Genomic DNA, 21,941 nt, shown 5'->3' on the forward strand with positions numbered 1-21,941 from the left:
CATTCGCACTTTCCCAGTGCAATAAACCAGACAGGGGAATGAGCTCCTGCACATTCCCCTGCTGCGGCGTGTTATCGCATATTTCATTGCTGTTTGAAATCGACAAATCGTTAACAGAAGCTATTAATAATTTTCTAAAAAGCGCATTTTCCACCCTTTGGTTGCGTTTTTTGCTGTCAGTCCAATGACAACTGGCAAAATGTTGTGCTAGCTTGGCTGCACAACCGAACATACAAGGATGTAAAGATGCTGAAAGTTAACGAATATTTTGACGGAAATGTAAAATCCATCGGTTTTGAGCAAAAAGGCGAGAAATCTACTGTCGGCGTCATGAACATCGGCGAATACCTGTTCAATACCGCCGCCCCCGAGCGGATGACGGTGATCAAGGGCGCCCTGACCATCCAGCTGGCGGATGAAGATGAGTGGCACACCTACAGCCAGGGTGAATCCTTCCTGGTTGCGGGCCACTCCTCCTTCAAGCTGGAGGTGACTACCCCCACCGCTTACCTGTGTGAATTTCTCGACTGATCTGTCCGGCTGAAGGGGCTCATCCCTTCAGCCCTCTCTCCCTCCCGCTCTTCATATCTCTACTCATGTCACAGCGCGGCACATCCCCGCTTTTCATCCATGGCAAAAATCCTAGAATAAACAGACATAAACCATCATCGGAGTGGTGTCATGATCAGTGTGTTTGACCTTTTCTCTATCGGTATCGGCCCCTCCTCTTCCCATACAGTCGGTCCCATGCGCGCCTCTTATGCCTTTGTGCAGCAGCTTAAGCTACGTGGCCATCTACCTCATACTGCGCGAGTCGAAGTGGAGTGTTACGGCTCGCTGGGGCAGACCGGCAAGGGACACGGTACCGGCAAGGCGATCATTCTGGGGCTGTCGGGCTTTGAACCGGAATCGGTCGATATCGATGCCATTCCCGCCATTCTGGCACGAGTGGAAAAGGAGCAGAGCCTGCAGCTGGCAGGCGAGCAACCAAGCCATTTTCCGCGCACCGGTGCCATCATCTTCAACCGCCGCAAAACCCTGCCGGCCCACACCAACGGCATGACTCTGCGGGCCTTTGATAAAGAGGAAAACCTGCGCTTCAGCCAGACCTACTACTCGATTGGCGGCGGCTTCATCATTGAAGAGAGCCACTTCGCAACCGCCAAGGAGGAAGCCGCCAGAACGGATAGCGAACATCCCATTCCCTACCCCTTCGAGAGCGGCGCCCAGTTGCTGGCACACTGTCAGGAGAGCGGTCTCTCCATCTCCGGCATCATTCTGGCCAACGAGCGGGTCTTTCGCAGCGACGAGCAGATAAAGAGCGGTCTTCGCAAGATCTGGCAGGCGATGCAGGGTTGCGTCGAGCGGGGATGCAAGAGCGAAGGGGTTCTGCCGGGCGGGCTCAAGGTACGACGCCGCGCCCCAGGGCTGTTTCGCCAACTCAGCTGCGAGACCAACTTCAACAAGGATCCCCTGATGGTGATGGAGTGGGTCGATCTGTTTGCGCTGGCCGTCAACGAAGAGAATGCGGCGGGCGGACGAGTGGTCACCGCCCCCACCAACGGCGCCTCCGGCATCATTCCGGCGGTGCTGCACTACTATGATCGCTTCGTCCACAAGGTCGATGACGACGAGCTGGTGCGCTTTTTCCTCACCGCGGCAGCCATCGGCATCTTATATAAGAAGAATGCCTCCCTGTCGGGAGCGGAAGTGGGCTGTCAGGGTGAGGTTGGCGTGGCCTGCTCCATGGCGGCCGGCGCGCTGACCGAACTCTTGGGTGGCAGCCCGGCCATGGTGGAAAACGCCGCCGAGATCGGCATGGAGCACAACCTCGGGCTCACCTGCGATCCCATTGGCGGGCTGGTACAGGTGCCCTGCATCGAGCGCAACGCCATGGGCGCAGTGAAAGCGATCAATGCAGCTCGTCTTGCCCTGCGTGGCACTGGGGAGCACAAGGTGTCGCTGGACAAGGTGATCAAAACCATGTGGGAGACTGGCAACGACATGAAGACCAAATATAAGGAGACGGCCCGTGGTGGCCTCGCCGTTAACATTACCGAATGTTAAAAAACGGCAATTGACTCCATTTGGTTCTGAAATGCCCGGCATCGCCGGGTATTTTTATGGGCAAACGCTTAACAAAATGGATAAGCACCAAAATAAATTTTATACTCGCGCCTCAAACTCAACAAAAATAGATCTATTTCAACTTTTTTTAGGTCGCGAGCCGTTACACTACGGTTATCTGGTTCAGTGACCTGCGCAAACCAGCGCGTTCCTTGGATCTCCCAAATTTCTGTGAGTGGGCATGCCGCCCCCTTCTACCCTGAGGTAATAGTGACATGATCAGCGTTTTTGATATCTTCAAAATCGGTGTAGGCCCCTCTTCTTCCCACACTGTTGGCCCGATGAAAGCAGCCAAACAGTTTGTTGACGAACTGCGCGCAGGCGGCAAGATCCGCGATATCACCCGCATCAATGTCGATGTCTACGGCTCCCTCTCCTGGACCGGTAAAGGCCACCACACCGACACCGCCATCATCATGGGCCTGGCCGGCAACCTGCCGGAAAACGTCGATATCGATGCCATCCCTGAATTTATCTCCCGCGTAGAACAGACCGAGCGTCTGCCGATCGGCCTGCACTGCCACACCGTCAGCTTCCCGCGCGATGCCATGGTATTCCACGACGAAGCCCTGCCGCTGCACGAAAACGGCATGAAGCTGACTGCTTTGATCGAAGATGAAGTTGTCTACAGCAAGACCTACTACTCCATCGGTGGCGGTTTCATCGTTGACGAAGAGAACTTCGGCAAGGCTGACAGCGGCGACATGTCCGTACGTTATCCGTTCAAGAGCGCCGCCGAGCTGGTTGCCCACTGCAGCCAGACCGGTCTCTCCATCTCTGCCCTGATGATGGAAAACGAGAAGTGCTTCAACACCCCGGAAGAGATCTACAAGAAGTTCGGCAAGATCTGGAACACCATGCGTGAAGGTATCGAGCGCGGCTGCCGTACCGAAGGCGTTCTCTCCGGCCCGCTGCGCGTGCCCCGTCGTGCGGCTCCGCTCTACCGTCAGCTCAACACCAACGAGAATCTCTCGAGCGACCCGATGAACATCGTTGACTGGGTCAACATGTTCGCTCTGGCCGTGAGTGAAGAGAACGCAGCCGGTGGCCGCGTAGTTACCGCTCCGACCAACGGCGCTGCCGGCATCATCCCGGCCGTACTGGCCTACTACGACAAGTTCATCCAGCCGGTTGGCCGCGACGAGTACACCCGTTTCTATCTGGCAGCCGGTGCCGTCGGCATCCTCTACAAGATGAACGCCTCCATCTCCGGCGCCGAAGTTGGCTGCCAGGGTGAAGTGGGTGTCTCCTGCTCCATGGCCGCTGCCGGCCTGACCGAGCTGATGGGCGGTAGCCCGGAGCACGTCTGCGAAGCCGCTGAAATCGGTATGGAGCACAACCTGGGTCTGACCTGTGACCCGGTTGCCGGCCAGGTTCAGGTACCCTGCATCGAGCGTAACGCCATCGCAGCCATGAAGGCGGTCAACGCCTCCCGTATGGCCCTGCGTCGTACCTCCAAGCCGCGCGTCTCGCTGGACAAGGTGATCGACACCATGTACGTCACCGGCAAGGACATGGACTCCAAGTACCGTGAAACCTCCCGTGGCGGTCTGGCCATCAAGGTCATGCAGGTTGCCTGCGACTAAGCAGCTACTGGCATGACGACAAAAGGCGGGTTATCCCGCCTTTTTCTTTTTACCGGTTCCGGCACTTCGTCACTGGAAGTGTGGATAACAAAAAGGATGGCCTTGCGGCCATCCTTTTTTATCTGCTCTATCCAGCCAATCACGGCACCAGGGCCGCACGCCGGATCAGGAGGAGAGTTTGCCATCCAATTCGGCAATCTTGGCAGACCAGTAGGCCGGGCCGGTTTCGTGGATATTGTTGCCTTCGGAGTCGACCGCTACGGTCACCGGCATATCTTCCACTTCAAACTCGTAGATCGCTTCCATGCCGAGATCGGCAAATGCAACCACGCGGGCCTTCTTGATCGCCTTGGCCACCAGATAGGCGGCGCCACCAACGGCCATCAGATAGACCGCCTTGTGCTGCTTGATGCTCTCGACGGTTTTCGGGCCGCGTTCGGATTTGCCGATCATGCCGATCAGGCCGGTTTCACCCAGCATCATGTCGGTGAACTTGTCCATCCGGGTGGAAGTGGTGGGACCTGCCGGGCCGACCACTTCGTCGCGCACCGCATCGACCGGGCCAACGTAGTAGATGAAGCGGTTGGTGAAATCGACCCCTTCCGGCAGCCCTTCGCCGCGGGCCAGCATGTCGGCGATACGCTTGTGGGCAGCATCGCGACCGGTGAGGATCTTGCCTGACAGCAGCACGGTATCACCGCTCTTCCAGCTGGCCAGCTCGGCCTTGGTGATACCATCGACGTTGACACGGCGGACGTTGCCACCCGCTTCACGGGTGATCTCCGGCCAGTCGCTCAGTTTCGGCGGCGTCAGTTCGGCGGGGCCTGAACCATCGAGTTCAAAGTGAACGTGACGGGTCGCGGCGCAGTTGGGGATCATCACCACCGGCTTGGAGGCAGCGTGAGTCGGCGCGGATTTCACCTTCACATCCAGCACGGTAGTGAGGCCGCCCAGACCTTGGGCACCGATCCCCAGCTTGTTGACCTTGTCGTAGAGCTCGACGCGCAGTTTCTCTTCAGTGGTTTGCGGGCCACGGGCCATCAACTCCTGAATGTCGATGTGCTCCATCAGCGCCTCTTTGGCCAGCACGGCTGCCTTCTCGGCGGTACCGCCGATGCCGATGCCGAGCATACCTGGCGGGCACCAGCCCGCGCCCATGGTCGGCACGGTTTTCAGCACCCACTCGACGATATCATCGGAGGGATTGAGCATGACCATTTTGGATTTGTTCTCGGAACCACCGCCCTTGGCGGCGATGCTCACCTCGACCTTGTCACCCGGGATCATGTCGATATGGACGACCGCCGGAGCATTGTCTTTGGTGTTTTTGCGACTGCCGGCCGGGTCGGCCAGCACCGAGGCGCGCAGCGGGTTGTCCGGGTTGGTGTAGGCTCGGCGGGTACCTTCATCCACCATCTCCTGCACTGTCATGTCGCTGTCCCACTGCACCTGCATGCCGATCTTCACAAAGCAAGTGACGATGCCGGTATCCTGGCAGAGCGGACGGTGGCCTTCGGCAGACATGCGTGAGTTGATCAGGATCTGGGCCAGCGCATCCTTGGCTGCGGGGTTGGCTTCCCGATCATAAGCAGCTTTGGCGGCCTGGACAAAATCCAGCGGGTGGTAATAGGAGATGTACTGGAGGGCATCTGCGATGGAATCGATAAAATCCTGTTTTTTTATAATGCTCATATCATCCTCACTGGTCCTTGCGTCGCACGGGGGCGATGGACAAGGGCTTCCATATGATGGCTGTACAGAGGCGCAAACCAAACACTATCGGTCAGCAAAAAACCTGAAGCACAGCAGTTTTTTCTTTAGTCACCGACACCTATGATACGCTTGCCCACCAGCACCGACTAGGGTTCGGGAATCAAACTGTTGCCTGTGTAACATAAAATGACGCCATCACTGCATATCCATTATCCAGATCATCACACACCTCTCCACGCGCTATTTGCACGGCTGCAACATCAGCCGTGGGCCATGCTGCTGGAGTCAGCCGGCCCACTTGGTGCCGACAATGGCTTCGACATCATCACCGCCGATCCGCTGGCCACTCTCGAAACCTGCGGCCAGCTCACCACGGTGCGCAGCAACAATGTAGAAAAAGAGCATCATGGTGACCCCCTCACCCTGTTGGCCGAACTACAGCAGCAACTACTTGGCCAACCGGCCGCGCATGACAGCAAGCTGCCCTTTATAGGCGGGGCGCTCGGGCTGTTTGGCTACGATCTGGGCCGCCACTTTGAACAACTGCCAAGTCAGGCTGCCGCCGATATCAAGGTGCCCGACATGGCGGTGGGGATCTATGACTGGGCGCTGCTGCGCAGCGTCGAGACCGGCGCCTGGCAACTGGTGCACTGGGGAGATGAAGCGGGTCTTGCCAGACGTATCGCCTGGCTCGAGCAGCAAGTTGCCGAACTGGCGCCCCCTTTCCACCTGCAAGGCAGCTGGCAAAGCAACATGAGCCGAGAAGCTTATGGCGAGAAGTTTGCCCGCATTCAGGAGTACCTCGCGGCCGGGGATTGCTACCAGATCAACCTGACCCAGCGCTTCAGCGCCCCCTATCAGGGCGATGAGTGGCAGGCTTACTGCACGCTGGCAGCGGCCAACAAGGCACCGTTCTCTGCCTTTTTGCGCTTGCCGGACAGCGCCATTTTAAGCCTCTCCCCCGAGCGTTTCTTGCTGCTCGATGGTCGCCATATCGAGACCAAGCCCATCAAGGGCACCCGCCCGCGCCATCCTGATCCAGTCATCGATCAGGATATAGCCCAAGAGCTGTCACAGGCTGACAAGGACAGATCAGAGAATCTGATGATCGTGGATCTGCTGCGCAATGATATCGGGCGGGTGAGCAGGCCGGGCTCGGTCAGCGTCCCTCACCTCTTTGCGGTAGAGTCCTTTCCGGCAGTGCACCATCTGGTCTCCACCATTCATGGCGAGCTCGATAGCCGCTGGCAAGGGGGCGATCTGCTGCGCGCCAGTTTCCCGGGTGGCTCCATCACTGGTGCGCCCAAGATCCGCGCCATGGAGATCATCGAGGAGCTGGAGCCCCAGCGACGCAACGCCTACTGCGGCAGCATCGGCTACCTCAGCCAGCATGGCCGGATGGACACCAGCATCTGCATTCGCACCCTGATTGCCGAAGCGGGCCGTCTGCACTGCTGGGCCGGTGGTGGCATCATCGCCGACTCCGACGCCGACAGCGAATATCAGGAGACCTATGACAAGGTCGCCCGCATTCTGCCCCTGCTCACCGCACTGTGAGCCAGAGCCCCAGAGAAACTGCCACGGAACCACGTTACGCCATGGATCGCCACGAACTGCTGACCCGCTTCTCCCTGCAACGACCGGCGCCCGCCCATCGCCTCGCCATCGCCGGCCTCAGCCCGGCAGCGGTGCTGGTGCCTGTCGTGGAGCGCCACGACGGCCTGCACCTGCTGCTCACCCGCCGCAGCACCCGGTTGCGTCATCATGCCGGGCAAATAAGCTTTCCGGGCGGGCGCCAGGACCCCGATGATCAGGATCTCATCGCCACCGCGCTGCGGGAGACCAAAGAGGAGCTCGGCATCCCCTCTCACCTCGTGCAGGTGATCGGCACCCTCAATCCGCTCAATACCATCTCGCGCTTCGAGGTACTGCCGGTCCTGGCTCTGCTCGATGCCGACTACCCCCTCGAATTGAGTGCAGATGAGGTGGAGCATGCCTTTGAGGTACCGTTAAACCACCTGCTCGATCGCCGCAATCATATCGCCCTCACCTTTGTTCGGGCGGGCAAACAGCACACCGTCTACTGGATCCCCTGGCAACAGCACTACATCTGGGGTGCCACAGCCAGCATGATCTGTCAGCTGGCCCAGCACCTCGAGCGATAACAATTTAACAGCCTTTGGCAGGACGGAATTTAATCATTAACATTAAACTAACGTGCCAAATGATAAACAAAAATTGATTTTTTACTGTTTTGATCACGTTTCTATAAGAAACTCGGGGTTTTCGTCTGTTAAAGATGAATTTGATCAACATTTTTGATTAAAAAAACCGTATCCTTGCCGCCGACTTAATAAGAACCACAATTCGGGGTGAGATAGATGTCAAATACTGTCACTGGCGCACAGGATGCCGCGACCGTAAAGGAGCAAGGAACAAGCTTCGCCAAGAGTAAAGGCTGGACAAAACAAGATTCAACCTGGGTTATCAGCCTGTTTGGTACCGCTGTTGGCGCAGGCATCCTGTTCCTGCCGATCAACGCAGGCATGGGCGGCTTCTGGCCACTGGTGGTGATGGCGCTGCTGGTTGGCCCGATGACCTACCTAGCTCACCGTGGCCTGGCCCGTTTCGTTCTCTCCTCCAAAAAGCCCAATGCGGATATCACCGAGGTGGTAGAAGAGCACTTTGGTGCCGGTGCAGGCAAGCTGATCACCCTGCTCTACTTCTTCGCGATCTACCCCATCGTGCTGATCTACGGCGTGGGTATCACCAACACCGTGGAAAGCTTCATGGTCAACCAGCTGCAGATGAGTGCACCGCCGCGCTGGATCCTCTCCATCGTGCTGATCATGGGCATGATGTCCGTGATGCTGGCTGGCGAGAAGTTGATGTTGAAAGTGACCGAAGTACTGGTCTACCCGCTGATCGCCATCCTGGCCGGTATCTCCCTCTACCTGATCCCGGACTGGACTGGTGCCGCTCTGGAGCAAGTGCCTTCTGCCAAGGATTTCGCCGTCACTCTGTGGTTGACCATCCCGGTGCTGGTCTTCTCCTTCAACCACAGCCCGGCCATCTCCAGCTTCTCGCTGGCCCAGCGCCGCGACCACGGTGAGCACGCCGTCGAGAAAGCCGATGCCATCCTCAAGCGTACCGCCATGGTGCTGCTGGGTTTCGTGATGTTCTTCGTCTTCTCCTGCGTGATGAGCCTGACACCGGCTCAGCTGGCTGAAGCCAAAGCCCAGAACATCGCCGTGCTCTCCTATCTGGCCAACCAGCATGCGAGCCCCATCATCTCCTACTTCGGTCCGCTGGTTGCGTTCGTCGCCATCGTCTCCTCCTTCTTCGGCCACTATCTGGGTGCCCGTGAAGGTCTGAAAGGGATGATCGTGCAGAACATGCGCAAATCCGGCAAAGAGCCGAACGCCAAGAAAGTCGAGATGTTCATCATCGCCTTCTTCATCCTGACCCTGTGGGGCACTGCCATTGCCAACCCCTCCATCCTGGGCATGATCGAATCACTGGGCGGCCCCATCATCGCGACCATCCTGTTCATCATGCCGATGTACGCCATCAAGCGCGTCCCGGCCATGGCGAAATATCAGGGTCACATCAGCAACGTCTTCGTGACTGTGATGGGCCTGACTGCCATCTCCGCCATCCTCTATCAGCTTGTCGGTTAATCCCGCCACCGATAGTCAAAAACCAGCCGGCAACGGCTGGTTTTTTTATTGCGTCATTTTGCGTTCTTCTCTGGAAATACCAGCTCCTTTACTCAGTTGCCCCGGTTAACCAAGCTCCCTGCACTACTGCATATCTGTGCCATCACAGCCCTCCTCTCACATCATGAGAACCCGTTTTTATCTCGCCCTGTGGGGTAAACACATCCCAACCCGTCACTACGCAACAGCCTTCTGACTGTCTGCCTATCTATTTGCCAAGCCCCTGCATAGTTGGGCAATACCCACGAAACAAGGCAAAATCGAGGCAATAAAAAGCGCCCTCCGAAGAGGGCGCCAAAAAACAGCATTAACCAGCGAAGCTGAAATCAGGCCTCGCTGCTGGGGAGTGCGGCAGGTTCCAGCAGGGTTTCATCTTCGGCCATGCAGGCCGCAGCGGTGAAGAGCACGTCGGTGGAGCTGTTAAGTGCAGTCTCGGCAGAATCCTGCAGTACGCCGATGATAAAGCCGACGGCTACCACTTGCATGGCGATATCGTTGCCGATACCAAACAGGCTGCAGGCGAGCGGGATCAGCAGCAGGGAGCCACCGGCTACACCGGACGCGCCACAGGCACTGATGGTGGCGACCACGGAGAGCAGCACAGCGGTTGCCAGATCCACTTCCATCCCCAAGGTATGCACCGCCGCCATGGAGAGCACAGTAATGGTTATGGCTGCACCCGCCATGTTAATGGTGGCGCCCAGCGGAATGGAGACCGCATAGGTATCCTCCGGCAGACGCAGTTTTTCACACAGCGCCATGTTGACCGGGATATTGGCCGCAGAGCTGCGGGTAAAGAAGGCGGTCACACCACTCTCTTTCAGGCAAGTCAGCACCAGCGGATAGGGGTTACGCTTGATCTTCCAAAATACGATCAGCGGGTTGACCACGAAGGCGATAAAGAGCATGGAACCGATCAACACCACCAGCAGTTGGGCATAGCCAAACAGGGCGTCAAAGCCGGTTTCCGCCAAGGTGGAGGCGACCAGACCCAGGATCCCGAGCGGCGCGCAGCGGATCACCGCTTTCACGATGGCCGAGACGCCGTGGGACAAATCGGTGATCAGCGCCTTGGTGCTCTCGTTGGCATGGCGCATGGCGATGCCCAGACCAATAGCCCACGCCAGAATGCCGATATAGTTGGCATCCATCAGCGCCTTCACCGGGTTGGTTACCACGTTGAACAGCAGGGTCTGCAACACCTCGGTGATGCCGCCCGGCGGAGTGATCTCGGCCGTATTGGCCACCAGATGCAGATCGGAGGGGAAGAGGAAGCTGGCAATCACCGCGACCACGGCCGCAGAGAAGGTGCCAAACAGATAGAGCAGCAAAATCGGTCGCATGTTGGTCTTCTGACCCTGCTTGTGACCAATGATGGCAGCCATGACCAGTACAAATACCAGCAGCGGTGCCACCGCTTTCAGTGCGCCCACAAACAGGCTGCCAAGCAGACCTGCCGTTTTGGCCCACTCGGGAGCAAACATCGCCAGCAAGATACCGAAAACCAGACCAACCAGGATCTGGCTGACCAGACTGGTGCTATTGACCAGCCGAAGGAGGGGGTGTTGTTGTGTCATCAAAAAAGTCCCTAGGCACCGTAGTGCTCGATTCATGAGTCCTGTCTGCAACCCTCCCGTCAGCATGATTCCGTTCTGACGGGTTGCCTGCGGCCAGCCTTCTGTCGGGCCGATCCACCGGTCACCGGATTGCATGACGAAATATCCCATTCACCACCGCTTTTTTCCAGAGACCTACCAAAAAATATCCAGTATCCGGCACAAATGACCGCAACAAAAACACAACAACAGAGTAACCATCCATTTTGTTCGTTTTATCAACACCCGGGCGAATGGCCAACTGTGGTATCATCCTCCATTTGCTGCGGAGCCTTGCCATGATCCCCTCCCTTCTGACCCGACACTTCGGTTTCTCCAGTCTCCGGCCTGGCCAGGAGGCGGTCATCAACCGGATCGTGGCTGGCCAGAGTGCTATTGCCATCTTCCCCACCGGCTCTGGCAAATCCCTCTGCTATCAGCTGCCCGCCCTTGCCCTGCCCCACCTGACGCTGGTGATCTCGCCCCTGATTGCGTTGATGCACGATCAGCTCGCCTTCCTTAAAAGCAAGGGGATCAGCGCAGCCACTCTCGACTCGAGCCAGAGTCCGGAAGAGAGCCGACAGGTGATGCAACAGGCACTGGATGGCGAGCTCAAGATCCTGATGATCTCGGTGGAACGGCTCAAGAACGAGCGCTTTCGCCGCTTCATCCAGCAGGTGCCACTCTCGCTGCTGGTCGTCGATGAGGCGCACTGTATCTCGGAGTGGGGCCACAACTTTCGCCCCGACTACCTCAAGCTGCCGGACTACCGTCAGGAGTTGCAGATCCCGCAGGTGTTGCTGCTGACAGCCACCGCAACTCAAGCCGTTATTGGCGACATGCAAGCCAAGTTCGCCATTGAGCCGCAAGGAGTAGTCGTCACTGGCTTCTACCGGCCCAACCTCGACTTGTCGGTCATCCCGATGCTACCGGAGGCGCGCAGCGAATGGCTCTGTCAGACGCTGGCACACTCTCAAGGGGCACCGACCATCGTCTATGTCACCCTGCAACATACGGCAGAGGAATGCGCCGAGGTGCTGGCCAGACGGGGGATCAACGCCCGTGCCTACCATGCCGGGCTCGATGCGGCGCTGCGCAGCCAGATCCAGCTCGACTTCATGAGCGGCAAGGTGGATTGCATCGTCGCCACCATCGCGTTTGGCATGGGGATCGACAAGGCCGATATCCGCCAGGTGATCCACTATGACCTGCCCAAGTCCATCGAGAACTACAGCCAGGAGATTGGCCGCGCCGGGCGAGATGGCCAGCCATCACGCTGCATCGTGCTGGCCAACCAGAGCCAGCTGCCGGTGCTAGAAAACTTTGTCTATGGCGATACGCCCGATCTGAACGCCATTGTTAAACTCCTCGGCCAGATCCGCCAAAATGGATCCGAGTGGGAGTTCACTCTGCTGCGCCTCTCGAACGATACCAATATCCGCCAATTGCCGCTTAAAACCCTGCTGGTCTATCTGGAGATGGCGGGCATCATCACCCCGGCCTACAGCTACTACGCTGACTACCGTTTCAAATTCGTGCTGGAGAAGCGCGACATTCTTGCCCGCTTCAACCCGGAACGACGTCAGTTTCTGGAGCAGCTGTTCGCCTGCGCGCCACTGGCACGCAGCTGGTGCACCATGGATTTCGATGCCCTCTGGCAGAGTTACCAGGGGGAGCGGCAACGCGCGGTCGCCGCCCTCGACTATTTGCAGCAACAGGGCTGGATCGAGCTTGAGAGCAAGCAGATGACTGAGGTCTACCGGATCAACCGCCATGACTGGGAACCCGCTGCGCAGGCCAGCGCACTGCACGCTCTATTCCTGCAAAAAGAGCAGAGCGAGCTGGCAAGACTGCAAGCCATGCTCGACTTTTTCACCTCGGATGAGTGCCTGAGCCACCGCCTCGCCCGCTATTTCGCAGATGAGGCAGCTCCGACCCATTGTGGTCACTGCTCGGTTTGTCGTGGCCAGGTTGCTGTACTGCCTCCCCTGCCCCTGCAGACTATGCCAAATGATGCGGGGATCCGCGCCTGGTGCGATCCACTCATCGCCAAGGCAGGCTCACAGGACGCACGCGTGCTCACCCGCTTTTTGTGCGGCATCGCCACGCCGCTCACCAGCAAAATCAAGGCAAGATCGTTGGCCGGCTTCGGCCAGCTGGCACAACATCCATTTGCTGACGTGCTGCTGGCGGTCGAGCAAGCCTACGCCTGACCATTCGCACACCTCTTACATCCCGTAACGATTCAGACAAGCTGGAAAAAGAAGACCCTCGCGATTGCGAGGGTCAAGCCAACGGAAACGTGCTTAGACAGAGCTTGGTGAGGTCACGATACACTCTCTTGCTAAAGCGTCTCGCTACTCACACATGGCCAATCTAGGGCAGCAAGAATGTAGCGTCAATGTAAAAATTAGAGCTAAGAGTCTAATTTATTGAATTTACGTTGACGTGAACGTAATGATTTTTTATCCATATCTGTGCAAGCCAACCCCCGCCTCATCTTTTACTGCTCACCTTTCAGGCAACACCGTCAGTTTCCACTTTCCAATAAACATTTATTTTTTATGTCTTTGACATTTACCTCACTATCGTGGCAAAAATAATTTAACAGTCAGTAACATAGGTGTGTTGTTGACTGACCCTCCCGCACAAGGATCGGGCAGGTTTCCTCCGCATTTAACCAATCGACCTTGATGGATTACTGGGGGCTGTTGACTAGGCTTAACATTGCAAACAACACAAAAGCAGTCATCCAACTTTTTCAGGGCAAGCGACTATAACGAGGGCAAAGTTATGGGCATCTTCGAGCACTACCAACAGCGATACGAAAAGGCAAGGGAAGAGGAGTACACCATCCAGGAGTTTCTGGATATGTGCAAGCAGGACAAAGCCTGCTACGCCTCTGCGGCCGAACGTCTGCTGACCGCCATCGGTGAACCTGAGATGGTAGATACCTCTGCCAACCCCAGACTGAGCCGGCTTTTCTCCAACCGCGTCGTGGCACGCTATCCGGCATTCAAAGATTTCTACGGTATGGAAGAGGCGATCGAGCAGATTGTCTCCTACCTCAAACACTCCGCCCAGGGGCTGGAGGAGAAGAAACAGATCCTCTATCTGTTGGGACCCGTTGGCGGCGGTAAATCCTCGCTGGCAGAAAAACTCAAATCCCTGATGCAGAAGGTGCCCATCTATCGCATCAAGGGCTCACCGGTCAACGATCACCCCTTCTGTCTGTTCGACATCGAAGAGGATGGCGAAATTCTGGAAAAAGAGTACGGCATTCCGCGCCGCTATCTGCGCCCCATCATGTCCCCCTGGGTTGCCAAGCGTCTGCACGAGTTTGGTGGCGACATCACCAAGTTCAAGGTGGAGAAGGTCAACCCCTCCATCCTCGATCAAATCGCCATCGCCAAGACTGAACCCGGTGATGACAATAACCAGGACATCTCCTCACTGGTCGGCAAGGTCGATATCCGCATGCTGGAGCACTTCGCCCAAGATGATGCCGATGCCTACTCCTACTCGGGTGCACTGTGCAAGGCGAACCAGGGTGTGATGGAATTTGTGGAGATGTTCAAAGCGCCCATCAAGGTGCTGCACCCGCTGCTGACTGCAACCCAAGAGGGGAACTACAACGGTACAGAAGGGCTCTCAGCCCTCCCCTTTGACGGCATCTTGCTGGCTCACTCCAACGAATCCGAGTGGCAGCAGTTCCGCAACAACAAGAACAACGAAGCCTTCCTCGACCGGGTCTACATCGTCAAGGTGCCTTACTGCCTGCGCGTCTCCGAAGAGGTGAAGATCTACGAGAAGCTGCTGGTCAACAGCGAACTGACCGAGGCCAAGTGCGCCCCGGGTACACTCGAGTTGCTGGGCCAGTTCTCGGTGTTGTCACGGCTGAAAGAACCCGAAAACTCCAGCATCTACTCCAAGATGCGGGTCTATGATGGCGAAAGCCTCAAAGACACCGATCCAAAAGCGAAGAGCTATCAGGAGTATCGCGACTACGCCGGTGTGGACGAGGGGATGAATGGTCTCTCTACCCGCTTTGCGTTCAAGATCCTTTCCCGCGTCTTCAACTTCGACCACGCGGAAGTGGCAGCCAACCCAGTGCACCTCTTCTATGTGCTGGAGCAGCAGATCGAGCGCGAGCAGTTCCCGCAAGAGCTGCACGATCGCTACCTTGAGTTCATCAAGGGTTATCTGACTCCCCGCTATGTGGAGTTCATCGGCAAGGAGATCCAGACCGCCTATCTCGAGTCCTACTCAGAGTACGGCCAAAACATCTTCGATCGCTACGTCACCTACGCCGACTTCTGGATCCAGGATCAGGAGTACCGTGACCCCGAAACCGGCCAACTGTTTGACAGAGCGTCCCTCAACAGCGAGCTGGAGAAAATTGAAAAACCCGCAGGGATCAGCAACCCGAAAGATTTCCGTAACGAAATCGTCAACTTCGTGCTGCGTGCCCGAGCCAACAATGCAGGCCGTAACCCCAACTGGACCAGTTACGAGAAGCTGCGCACCGTGATTGAGAAGAAGATGTTCTCCAACACGGAAGAGCTGCTGCCGGTTATCTCCTTCAACAGCAAAACCTCGGCCGAGGAGCAGAAGAAGCACGATAACTTTGTCGAACGGATGATGGAGAAAGGCTACACCCGCAAACAGGTGCGACTGCTCTCCGAATGGTATCTCAGGGTTCGCAAGTCATCCTGACCCTGACTGTTCAAGGGGGAGTTATGGCGCATTTTATCGACCGCAGGCTCAACGGCAAAAACAAAAGCGCTGTCAATCGGCAGCGCTTCATCCGCCGTTACAAGAAGCAGATAAAACAAGCGGTCTCTGATGCTGTCTCCAAGCGCAGCATTCAGGACGTAGACAAGGGCGAGAGCATCAGCATCCCGACCAAGGATATCGGCGAGCCCCATTTTCATCAGGGGCAAGGCGGTAAACGGGAGATGGTGCATCCCGGTAACGATCAATTCGTCTCCGGCGACAAGATTGACCGCCCCAAAGGAGGGGGCGGTGGACAGGGTTCCGGCGAGGGGCAGGCATCCAATCAGGGGGAAGGAGCCGATGATTTCGTGTTCCAAATCTCCAAGGATGAGTATCTCGATCTGCTGTTTGAAGATCTGGAGCTGCCCAGACTGCAGAAAACCCAGCTCAATCAGCTGATGGAAGTCAAAACCTATCGGGCGGGCTACACATCCAACGGGGTGCCCGCCAACATAAACGTGGTGCGCTCGCTACAAAACTCGCTGGCGCGTCGCATGGCGTTGCAAGCTGGCAAAAAGCGCCAGTTGCATGAACTGGAAGAGCGACTGGCACAGCTGGCCGCCGATCCCAACGAACACTTTGCCGAAATTGCCCAGCTCGAGAAGGAGGTCCGCGAACTGAAACGACGGATCGATGCGGTGCCATTTATCGACACCTTTGATCTCAAGTTCAACAATTTCGTGAAACGGCCCGTCCCTTCCAGTCAGGCGGTGATGTTCTGTCTGATGGACGTCTCGGGCTCCATGGATCAGGCCACCAAGGAGATGGCCAAGCGTTTCTATATCCTGCTCTATCTGTTCCTGAGCCGGACCTACAAGAACGTAGAGGTGGTCTACATCCGCCACCACACCCAGGCCAAGGAAGTGGACGAGCACGAGTTCTTCTACTCCCAGGAGACTGGCGGCACCATCGTCTCCAGTGCGCTCAAAATGATGAACGACATCATCAACGAGCGTTATCCGGCCAACCAGTGGAATATCTATGCGGCGCAGGCGTCGGATGGTGACAACTGGGCAGATGATTCACCACAATGCCGGGAAATTCTGGCGCGGGACATCATGCCAAGGGTGCGCTACTACTCCTACATCGAAATCACCACCCGTGCTCACCAGACCCTGTGGCACGAGTATGAATCAGTGGCCAGCCAGTTCCCCCACTTTGCGATGGAGCATATTCGCAAGGTTGAGGATATCTATCCGGTATTCCGGGAGCTGTTCAAGAAGCAAGCGGCGTGAGGAGGTCACATGATCGAAACTGCAAAACGTGTAGCGCCACTAGATGATGGGCCTGACTGGAACTTCGATCTGCTGGAGACCTATCACCAGGAGATCGCTCGGGTCGCCCGCTTCTACAAGCTGGACACCTACCCCAACCAGATCGAGGTGATCACCGCCGAGCAGATGATGGATGCCTACTCCAGCGTCGGCATGCCCATCGGCTATCAACACTGGTCGTTCGGCAAGCGCTTTATCCATACCGAGCGCAACTACAAGCGCGGCCAGATGGGACTGGCCTACGAGATCGTCATCAACTCGGATCCCTGCATCGCCTACCTGATGGAGGAGAACACCATGCCGATGCAGGCACTGGTGATGGCCCACGCCTGCTACGGTCACAACTCCTTCTTCAAGAACAACTACCTGTTCAAGGCGTGGACCGATGCCTCCTCCATCATCGACTACCTGCTGTTCGCCAAGAACTACATCACCCAGTGTGAAGAGAAGCACGGTATAGAAGCGGTGGAACAGTTGCTCGACTCCTGCCATGCCCTGATGAACTTCGGGGTCGATCGCTACAAGCGGCCCCAGAAGATCTCGATGGCAGAGGAGAAACGGCGTCAGAAGGCGCGGGAAGACTATCTGCAGACCCAGGTCAACGAGCTGTGGCGTACTCTCCCCAAGCAGCATAAAGCTGCTGGGGTGGAAGACAGACGCTACCCTGCCGAACCTCAGGAGAACATTCTCTATTTCATCGAGAAAAATGCCCCCCTGCTGGAACCCTGGCAGCGCGAGATAGTGCGCATCGTGCGCAAGATCAGCCAGTACTTCTATCCGCAAAAGCAGACCCAGGTGATGAACGAGGGGTGGGCTACCTTCTGGCACTACACCATCCTCAATCACCTCTATGACGAGGGCAAGCTGAGCGATCGCTTCATGATGGAGGTGCTGCACAGCCACACCAATGTGGTCTATCAACCGGCTTACAACAGTCGCTACTACTCGGGGATCAACCCCTATGCGCTGGGGTTTGCCATGTTTACCGACCTGCGCCGCATCTGCGAGAACCCGACCGAGGAGGACAGATACTGGTTCCCCGATTACGCTGGCAGCAACTGGGTGGAGACGCTGCATTTTGCCATGCAGAACTTCAAGGACGAGAGCTTTATCAGCCAGTTCCTGAGTCCGAAGGTGATGCGCGACATGAAGCTGTTCGCCATTGATGACGATGATCTGAAGAACTATCTGAAGGTCTCCGCCATCCACAATGACGAAGGCTATCGTCAAGTGCGCAATACCCTGTCGGCCCAGTACAACCTCAGCAATCTGGAGCCCAACATACAGGTCTACAACGTGGCAGTAAAAGGGGATCGTTCCCTTACCCTGCGCTATGTTCCCCACAACCGCATACCCCTTGGCGACTCACGCCATGAGGTGCTCAAACACCTGCATCAGCTGTGGGGATTCGACGTGGTGCTGGAACAGGATAACGGCGATCTGCCTGCAGATATCATCGGCCGCTGCCCGGAGCGTAAGCCGGGTATCTGAACCATGCTACCTCGCAAATGGCCCACTTCGGTGGGCCATTTTTTCGGCCTTCGCCTCTGCCTGCATCATCGCAGCACCACCTGAATAACCCGAACAAACCACAACATAGAAAGAGGCCCGCATGGTGTGCGGGCCTCTTTTGCTTGCGATCAATCTGCAGCGGTTATCAGTAGAAGGTTTGCTGCTCCGCGGCCATCGCCTTGAGACGGGCACAGGGAGCGAACCGATCACCGTGGCGCTTCTGGTAATACTCCAGACGGCCAACCAGATGGTCGATACCGAGCTTGTCCATATAGCGGAACGGGCCACCGAGGAAGGGCGGGAAACCGATGCCGAAGATGGCACCGATATCGCCGTCACGGGCCGATGCAACCACACCACTGTCAAGGGTCATGGCAGCTTCATTGAGCATCAGCAGCACACAACGCTCGGCAATCTCCTGTTTGGCAAGTTTGGCCACCGGCTTGATCCCCAGCACATCGTAGACGCTCTCATCCACCTTCTTCTTACCTTTGGCTGCCTTGCCATAGAGGTAGAAGCCCTTGCCATTCTTGCGCCCCTTGCGATCGTTTTGCAGCAGCTTGTCGAACGCCTTGGGTGCCTGGAACTGCTCGCCACCCAGCTCTTTTTCGAGGATTGGGGAGATCTTGGCCCCCACATCGATGCCCACTTCGTCGAGCAATGTGATGGGGCCAACCGGGAAACCGAAGTCGAGCAACGCGCTATCCAGCACCTCTACTGGCTCCCCTTCCAGCACCAGACGTGCTGCTTCGTTCATGTAGGGGGCTAGGATGCGGTTGACGTAGAAACCGGCTTCGTCCTTCACCACGATAGGCGTTTTGCCCTGTGCGCGGGCAAAGGCCAGAGTGGTGGCGACCGTCTCGGCACTGGTGCCGGCGTGGGGGATGATCTCCGCCAGCGGCATCTTGTCGACCGGACTGAAGTAGTGCAACCCGATAACCCGCTCGGGGTGGCTCGCTACTGAAGCTATCTGGTTGATGGGCAGTGACGAGGTATTGGAGGCAAACACTGTGTGTCCACCACACTCACGCTCCACATCCTTCACCATCTGGTGTTTGAGATTGAGATCTTCAAACACCGCCTCCACCACCATGTCGACCCGGTGGAAACCGGAGTAGTCCAGAGTACCGGTCAGCAAGCTCATCTGCTTCTCAAGCTCACTGCGCAGGATATGACGGCGCTTGAGTTTCTTGGCCAGGATATCGTAGCTGTAGCGCATGGCATTGCCGATCCCGGCGCTTGCCACATCCTTGATCCGCACCGGTACGCCCGCCTTGGTGGCGGTGACGAATGCGATGCCGCCCCCCATCAGACCACCACCCAGCACGGCCGCGTGACCCACCTTGCGCGGCTCGGCCCCCTGATAGGTGACCTCTTTCTTCATTTCCGTGGTGGCAAAGAAGATAGAACGCAGGGCAGCAGACTCGACCGTCATAACCAGCTCGCCGAAGTGGCGGGACTCGGCGGCGAGGCCAGCCTGCATCCCCTCCTCCACACCGATGCGCACCACGTCCAGGATCCGCTCCGGCGCGGGGTAGTTACCACGCGTCTTGCTCATCACCCCTTTGCGTGCCTGATCGAACAGCACCTTGCGGCCAAGCTTGTTGGTCTCCAGCAGCTTGCCCTGCAGATCCCGCTTCAACTCGTGGCGGGGCTTGCCCTTCTTGGCCAACTTGATGGCGGCATCCAGCAGGATCGAAGGCGGTACCACATCGTCCACCAGCCCCAACTTTTTGGCCTGCTTGGCGCGCACCTGCTTGCCGGTCAGCATCAGATCAAGCGCCTTGGCCACCCCGATAAGGCGCGGCAGGCGCTGGGTACCACCGGATCCTGGCAGCAGACCAAGTTGCACCTCGGGCAGACCCAGCACGGTTTTACCGTGATCGGTCACCACTCTGCCATGACAGGCCAGCGCCAGCTCCAACCCGCCGCCGAGGCAAGGGCCGTGAATAGCGGCGATCACCGGGATGGTCAATGACTCGATCTCGGCAAAGATAACCTGCCCTTCCCGCGACAGGGTCTCGGCATCCTTGGAACTGGCGCAGGCGGCCAGCATGGTGATGTCGGCTCCGGCGATGAAGGAATCCTTCTTGCCGGAGGTGATCACCAGACCGATCAAATCCTTGTTGCGTTTCACCTCGGCCAGCACGCTGCGGATCTCCTCCACAAAGGCGGCTTTCAGGGTATTCATGCTCTCGCCCGGCACATCCATGGTGAGAATGCCAATGCCATCATGGCGAACATTCAGGGAAAAAGTCTTAGCGCTCATTATTCAACCTCCAACACCATAGCCACGCCCAATCCACCCGCCGCACAGGCGGTGTTGAGTCCCAATCCCCCACCACGACGACGCAGCTCGTGCAGGGTCTGGGTGATCATCCGCGCACCGGTCGCGGCAAAGGGGTGGCCATAGGCCAGCGAACCACCGAGGACGTTGAACTTCTCCATGTCCACCTCGCCGATGGCATGATCGCGGCCCAGCTTGTCACGGGCAAACTCGTTGCTGGCAAACATCTTGAGGTTGGCCAGGGTCTGGGCGGCAAAGGCTTCGTGCATGTCGATCAAGGTGAGATCGCTGAGCGTGATGCCGGCTCTGTCCAGCGCCAGCGGCGTGGCGTAGGAGGGGCCCATCAGCATGTCCTGCCACACATCGATGGCCGAAAAAGCGAAGCTGCGGATATAGCCAAGCGGCTCGAGCCCCAGCTCTTTGGCTCGCCCTTCCCGCATCAGCAGCACGGCGGCAGCGCCGTCGGTGAGTGGGGTGGCGTTGGCTGCAGTGACGGTGCCATGAACCCGATCAAAGACCGGCTTGAGCTTGGCGTAGCTCGCCAAGTCCGAGCTTTCACGGATATTGTTGTCCCGCTCGAGCGGCGACTTGTAGGGCGGTACATGGGCGGTAAACACCTCGCCACTGAGCTTGCCCTCGGCCCATGCTTGCGCCGCCAGAGTATGGGAGCGGTGCGCCAGCGCATCTTGCGCCTCGCGGCTGATCTGGTGACTCTTGGCCATCTGCTCGGCGGTCTGTCCCATGGAGAGGCCAGTGGAGTATTCCGCCACCGCAGGCGGCACCGGCAGCAGATCCTTGACCCGCAGCTGACGCAAAATATTGAAGCGCTGCTGCAGATTGCGCGCCTTGTTGAGATCCACCAGAGCGCGAGCCAGCTTCTTGCTCACCCCGATAGGCAACACGGAAGAGGAGTCAGCACCACCGGCGATGGCGATATCTACCGTACCGGCCATGATGGATTCGGTGACGTTGGCCACCGCCTGAAAACTGGTGGCGCAGGCACGAGAGACGCTATAGGCATCGGTGTTGACGCTCATACCGGTGCCGAGCACGATTTCACGGGCAATGTTGGGGGCTTCCGGCATCTGAACCACCTGGCCAAACACCAGCTGATCGATAAGCTTGGGGTCGAGATCGGTGCGGGCGAGCATCTCGCTCACCACCAGCTTGCCGAGATCCACCGCAGGGACGCCATGATAGGCGGTCGCCTGCTTGGCGAATGGGGTGCGCAGCCCCGCCACGACGGCAATCCGTTCGCCCTGGCGAGTCGTCAGTTTCAATGGCTGTTTCATCCTGGCTCCTTGGGTTTATAAGGGAGAGGTCTGACCTCATTGCGCCACATCTTAACAATC

At 57.5% G+C, this 21,941-nt stretch carries 15 protein-coding genes; 10 read left to right on the top strand and 5 right to left on the bottom strand.

Features of this window, described 5'->3' with window-relative positions; all coding sequences use genetic code 11:
* The first annotated feature begins 246 nt into the window (after window positions 1-246).
* From AAHA41_RS12415 to AAHA41_RS12425, 3 genes are all read left to right on the top strand, one after another.
* Window positions 247-531, top strand: coding sequence for a pyrimidine/purine nucleoside phosphorylase (locus AAHA41_RS12415; RefSeq protein WP_043850878.1), 285 nt, complete (start codon window positions 247-249; stop codon window positions 529-531).
* 150 nt (window positions 532-681) lie between these two features.
* Window positions 682-2,067 (top strand): L-serine ammonia-lyase, encoded by a 1,386-nt coding sequence (locus tag AAHA41_RS12420; RefSeq protein ID WP_323069134.1) that lies wholly within the window; start codon window positions 682-684, stop codon window positions 2,065-2,067.
* Window positions 2,068-2,342: 275 nt separating this feature from the next.
* Window positions 2,343-3,713, top strand: a complete 1,371-nt coding sequence (locus AAHA41_RS12425) for an L-serine ammonia-lyase (RefSeq protein WP_041207648.1) — start codon at window positions 2,343-2,345, stop codon at window positions 3,711-3,713.
* 165 nt (window positions 3,714-3,878) lie between these two features.
* On the opposite strand, the gene AAHA41_RS12430 is transcribed toward AAHA41_RS12425, so the two are convergent.
* Window positions 3,879-5,405, bottom strand: a complete 1,527-nt coding sequence (locus AAHA41_RS12430) for a fumarate hydratase (RefSeq protein WP_042030888.1) — start codon at window positions 5,403-5,405, stop codon at window positions 3,879-3,881.
* 294 nt (window positions 5,406-5,699) lie between these two features.
* Between AAHA41_RS12430 and pabB the strand changes: the two genes are divergently transcribed.
* From pabB to AAHA41_RS12445, 3 genes are all read left to right on the top strand, one after another.
* Window positions 5,700-6,983: an aminodeoxychorismate synthase component I gene (gene pabB, locus AAHA41_RS12435; protein WP_323069136.1), complete on the top strand. Its 1,284-nt coding sequence runs from the start codon at window positions 5,700-5,702 to the stop codon at window positions 6,981-6,983.
* Window positions 6,984-7,024: 41 nt separating this feature from the next.
* Entirely contained in the window at window positions 7,025-7,591 is a 567-nt protein-coding gene (locus AAHA41_RS12440) for a CoA pyrophosphatase (protein ID WP_323069137.1), read from the top strand.
* 216 nt (window positions 7,592-7,807) lie between these two features.
* Window positions 7,808-9,106: an HAAAP family serine/threonine permease gene (locus AAHA41_RS12445; protein ID WP_323069138.1), complete on the top strand. Its 1,299-nt coding sequence runs from the start codon at window positions 7,808-7,810 to the stop codon at window positions 9,104-9,106.
* Between the two features lie 365 nt (window positions 9,107-9,471).
* Here AAHA41_RS12445 and sstT read toward each other — a convergent pair whose 3' ends face one another.
* Together sstT and AAHA41_RS12455 are read right to left on the bottom strand one after the other, a co-directional pair.
* Window positions 9,472-10,722, bottom strand: a complete 1,251-nt coding sequence (gene sstT, locus AAHA41_RS12450; protein ID WP_215807987.1) for a serine/threonine transporter SstT — start codon at window positions 10,720-10,722, stop codon at window positions 9,472-9,474.
* Window positions 10,723-10,843: 121 nt separating this feature from the next.
* A complete protein-coding gene (locus tag AAHA41_RS12455) occupies window positions 10,844-11,041 on the bottom strand; it encodes a hypothetical protein (protein ID WP_323069140.1) in 198 nt (65 codons plus the stop codon).
* Here AAHA41_RS12455 and AAHA41_RS12460 point away from each other — a divergent pair.
* From AAHA41_RS12460 to AAHA41_RS12475, 4 genes are all read left to right on the top strand, one after another.
* The gene (locus tag AAHA41_RS12460; RefSeq protein WP_156852716.1) at window positions 11,040-12,953 is read left to right on the top strand and encodes a RecQ family ATP-dependent DNA helicase; all 1,914 of its coding nucleotides are present in this window, start codon (window positions 11,040-11,042) and stop codon (window positions 12,951-12,953) included. The two genes, AAHA41_RS12455 and AAHA41_RS12460, sit on opposite strands and share 2 nt — an antisense overlap.
* A 580-nt stretch (window positions 12,954-13,533) precedes the next feature.
* Window positions 13,534-15,456: a PrkA family serine protein kinase gene (locus AAHA41_RS12465; RefSeq protein WP_033113275.1), complete on the top strand. Its 1,923-nt coding sequence runs from the start codon at window positions 13,534-13,536 to the stop codon at window positions 15,454-15,456.
* A gap of 23 nt (window positions 15,457-15,479) precedes the next feature.
* Complete coding sequence (locus AAHA41_RS12470) at window positions 15,480-16,751, top strand: YeaH/YhbH family protein (protein WP_323069141.1); 1,272 nt, start codon at window positions 15,480-15,482, stop codon at window positions 16,749-16,751.
* A gap of 9 nt (window positions 16,752-16,760) precedes the next feature.
* Complete coding sequence (locus tag AAHA41_RS12475) at window positions 16,761-18,281, top strand: SpoVR family protein (RefSeq protein ID WP_323069143.1); 1,521 nt, start codon at window positions 16,761-16,763, stop codon at window positions 18,279-18,281.
* Between the two features lie 166 nt (window positions 18,282-18,447).
* Here AAHA41_RS12475 and fadJ read toward each other — a convergent pair whose 3' ends face one another.
* Together fadJ and fadI are read right to left on the bottom strand one after the other, a co-directional pair.
* The gene (gene fadJ / locus AAHA41_RS12480) at window positions 18,448-20,571 is read right to left on the bottom strand and encodes a fatty acid oxidation complex subunit alpha FadJ (protein WP_323069145.1); all 2,124 of its coding nucleotides are present in this window, start codon (window positions 20,569-20,571) and stop codon (window positions 18,448-18,450) included.
* A complete protein-coding gene (gene fadI, locus AAHA41_RS12485) occupies window positions 20,571-21,881 on the bottom strand; it encodes an acetyl-CoA C-acyltransferase FadI (RefSeq protein ID WP_323069147.1) in 1,311 nt (436 codons plus the stop codon). The genes fadJ and fadI overlap by 1 nt, the downstream gene beginning before the upstream one ends.
* Window positions 21,882-21,941 lie beyond the last annotated feature (60 nt).

The organism is Aeromonas sp. SER, assembly GCF_038739615.1.
Lineage (GTDB): Bacteria > Pseudomonadota > Gammaproteobacteria > Enterobacterales > Aeromonadaceae > Aeromonas > Aeromonas jandaei.

Excerpts from the sequence above, each read along its gene's own strand:
- AAHA41_RS12415 (WP_043850878.1), top strand. The coding sequence starts at position 247 with ATGCTGAAAGTTAACGAATATTTTGACGGAAATGTAAAATCCATCGGT.
- AAHA41_RS12420 (WP_323069134.1), top strand. The coding sequence starts at position 682 with ATGATCAGTGTGTTTGACCTTTTCTCTATCGGTATCGGCCCCTCCTCT.
- AAHA41_RS12425 (WP_041207648.1), top strand. The coding sequence starts at position 2,343 with ATGATCAGCGTTTTTGATATCTTCAAAATCGGTGTAGGCCCCTCTTCT.
- AAHA41_RS12430 (WP_042030888.1), bottom strand. The coding sequence starts at position 5,405 with ATGAGCATTATAAAAAAACAGGATTTTATCGATTCCATCGCAGATGCC.
- pabB (WP_323069136.1), top strand. The coding sequence starts at position 5,700 with ATGCTGCTGGAGTCAGCCGGCCCACTTGGTGCCGACAATGGCTTCGAC.
- AAHA41_RS12440 (WP_323069137.1), top strand. The coding sequence starts at position 7,025 with ATGGATCGCCACGAACTGCTGACCCGCTTCTCCCTGCAACGACCGGCG.
- AAHA41_RS12445 (WP_323069138.1), top strand. The coding sequence starts at position 7,808 with ATGTCAAATACTGTCACTGGCGCACAGGATGCCGCGACCGTAAAGGAG.
- sstT (WP_215807987.1), bottom strand. The coding sequence starts at position 10,722 with ATGACACAACAACACCCCCTCCTTCGGCTGGTCAATAGCACCAGTCTG.
- AAHA41_RS12460 (WP_156852716.1), top strand. The coding sequence starts at position 11,040 with ATGATCCCCTCCCTTCTGACCCGACACTTCGGTTTCTCCAGTCTCCGG.
- AAHA41_RS12455 (WP_323069140.1), bottom strand. The coding sequence starts at position 11,041 with ATGGCAAGGCTCCGCAGCAAATGGAGGATGATACCACAGTTGGCCATT.
- AAHA41_RS12465 (WP_033113275.1), top strand. The coding sequence starts at position 13,534 with ATGGGCATCTTCGAGCACTACCAACAGCGATACGAAAAGGCAAGGGAA.
- AAHA41_RS12470 (WP_323069141.1), top strand. The coding sequence starts at position 15,480 with ATGGCGCATTTTATCGACCGCAGGCTCAACGGCAAAAACAAAAGCGCT.
- AAHA41_RS12475 (WP_323069143.1), top strand. The coding sequence starts at position 16,761 with ATGATCGAAACTGCAAAACGTGTAGCGCCACTAGATGATGGGCCTGAC.
- fadJ (WP_323069145.1), bottom strand. The coding sequence starts at position 20,571 with ATGAGCGCTAAGACTTTTTCCCTGAATGTTCGCCATGATGGCATTGGC.
- fadI (WP_323069147.1), bottom strand. The coding sequence starts at position 21,881 with ATGAAACAGCCATTGAAACTGACGACTCGCCAGGGCGAACGGATTGCC.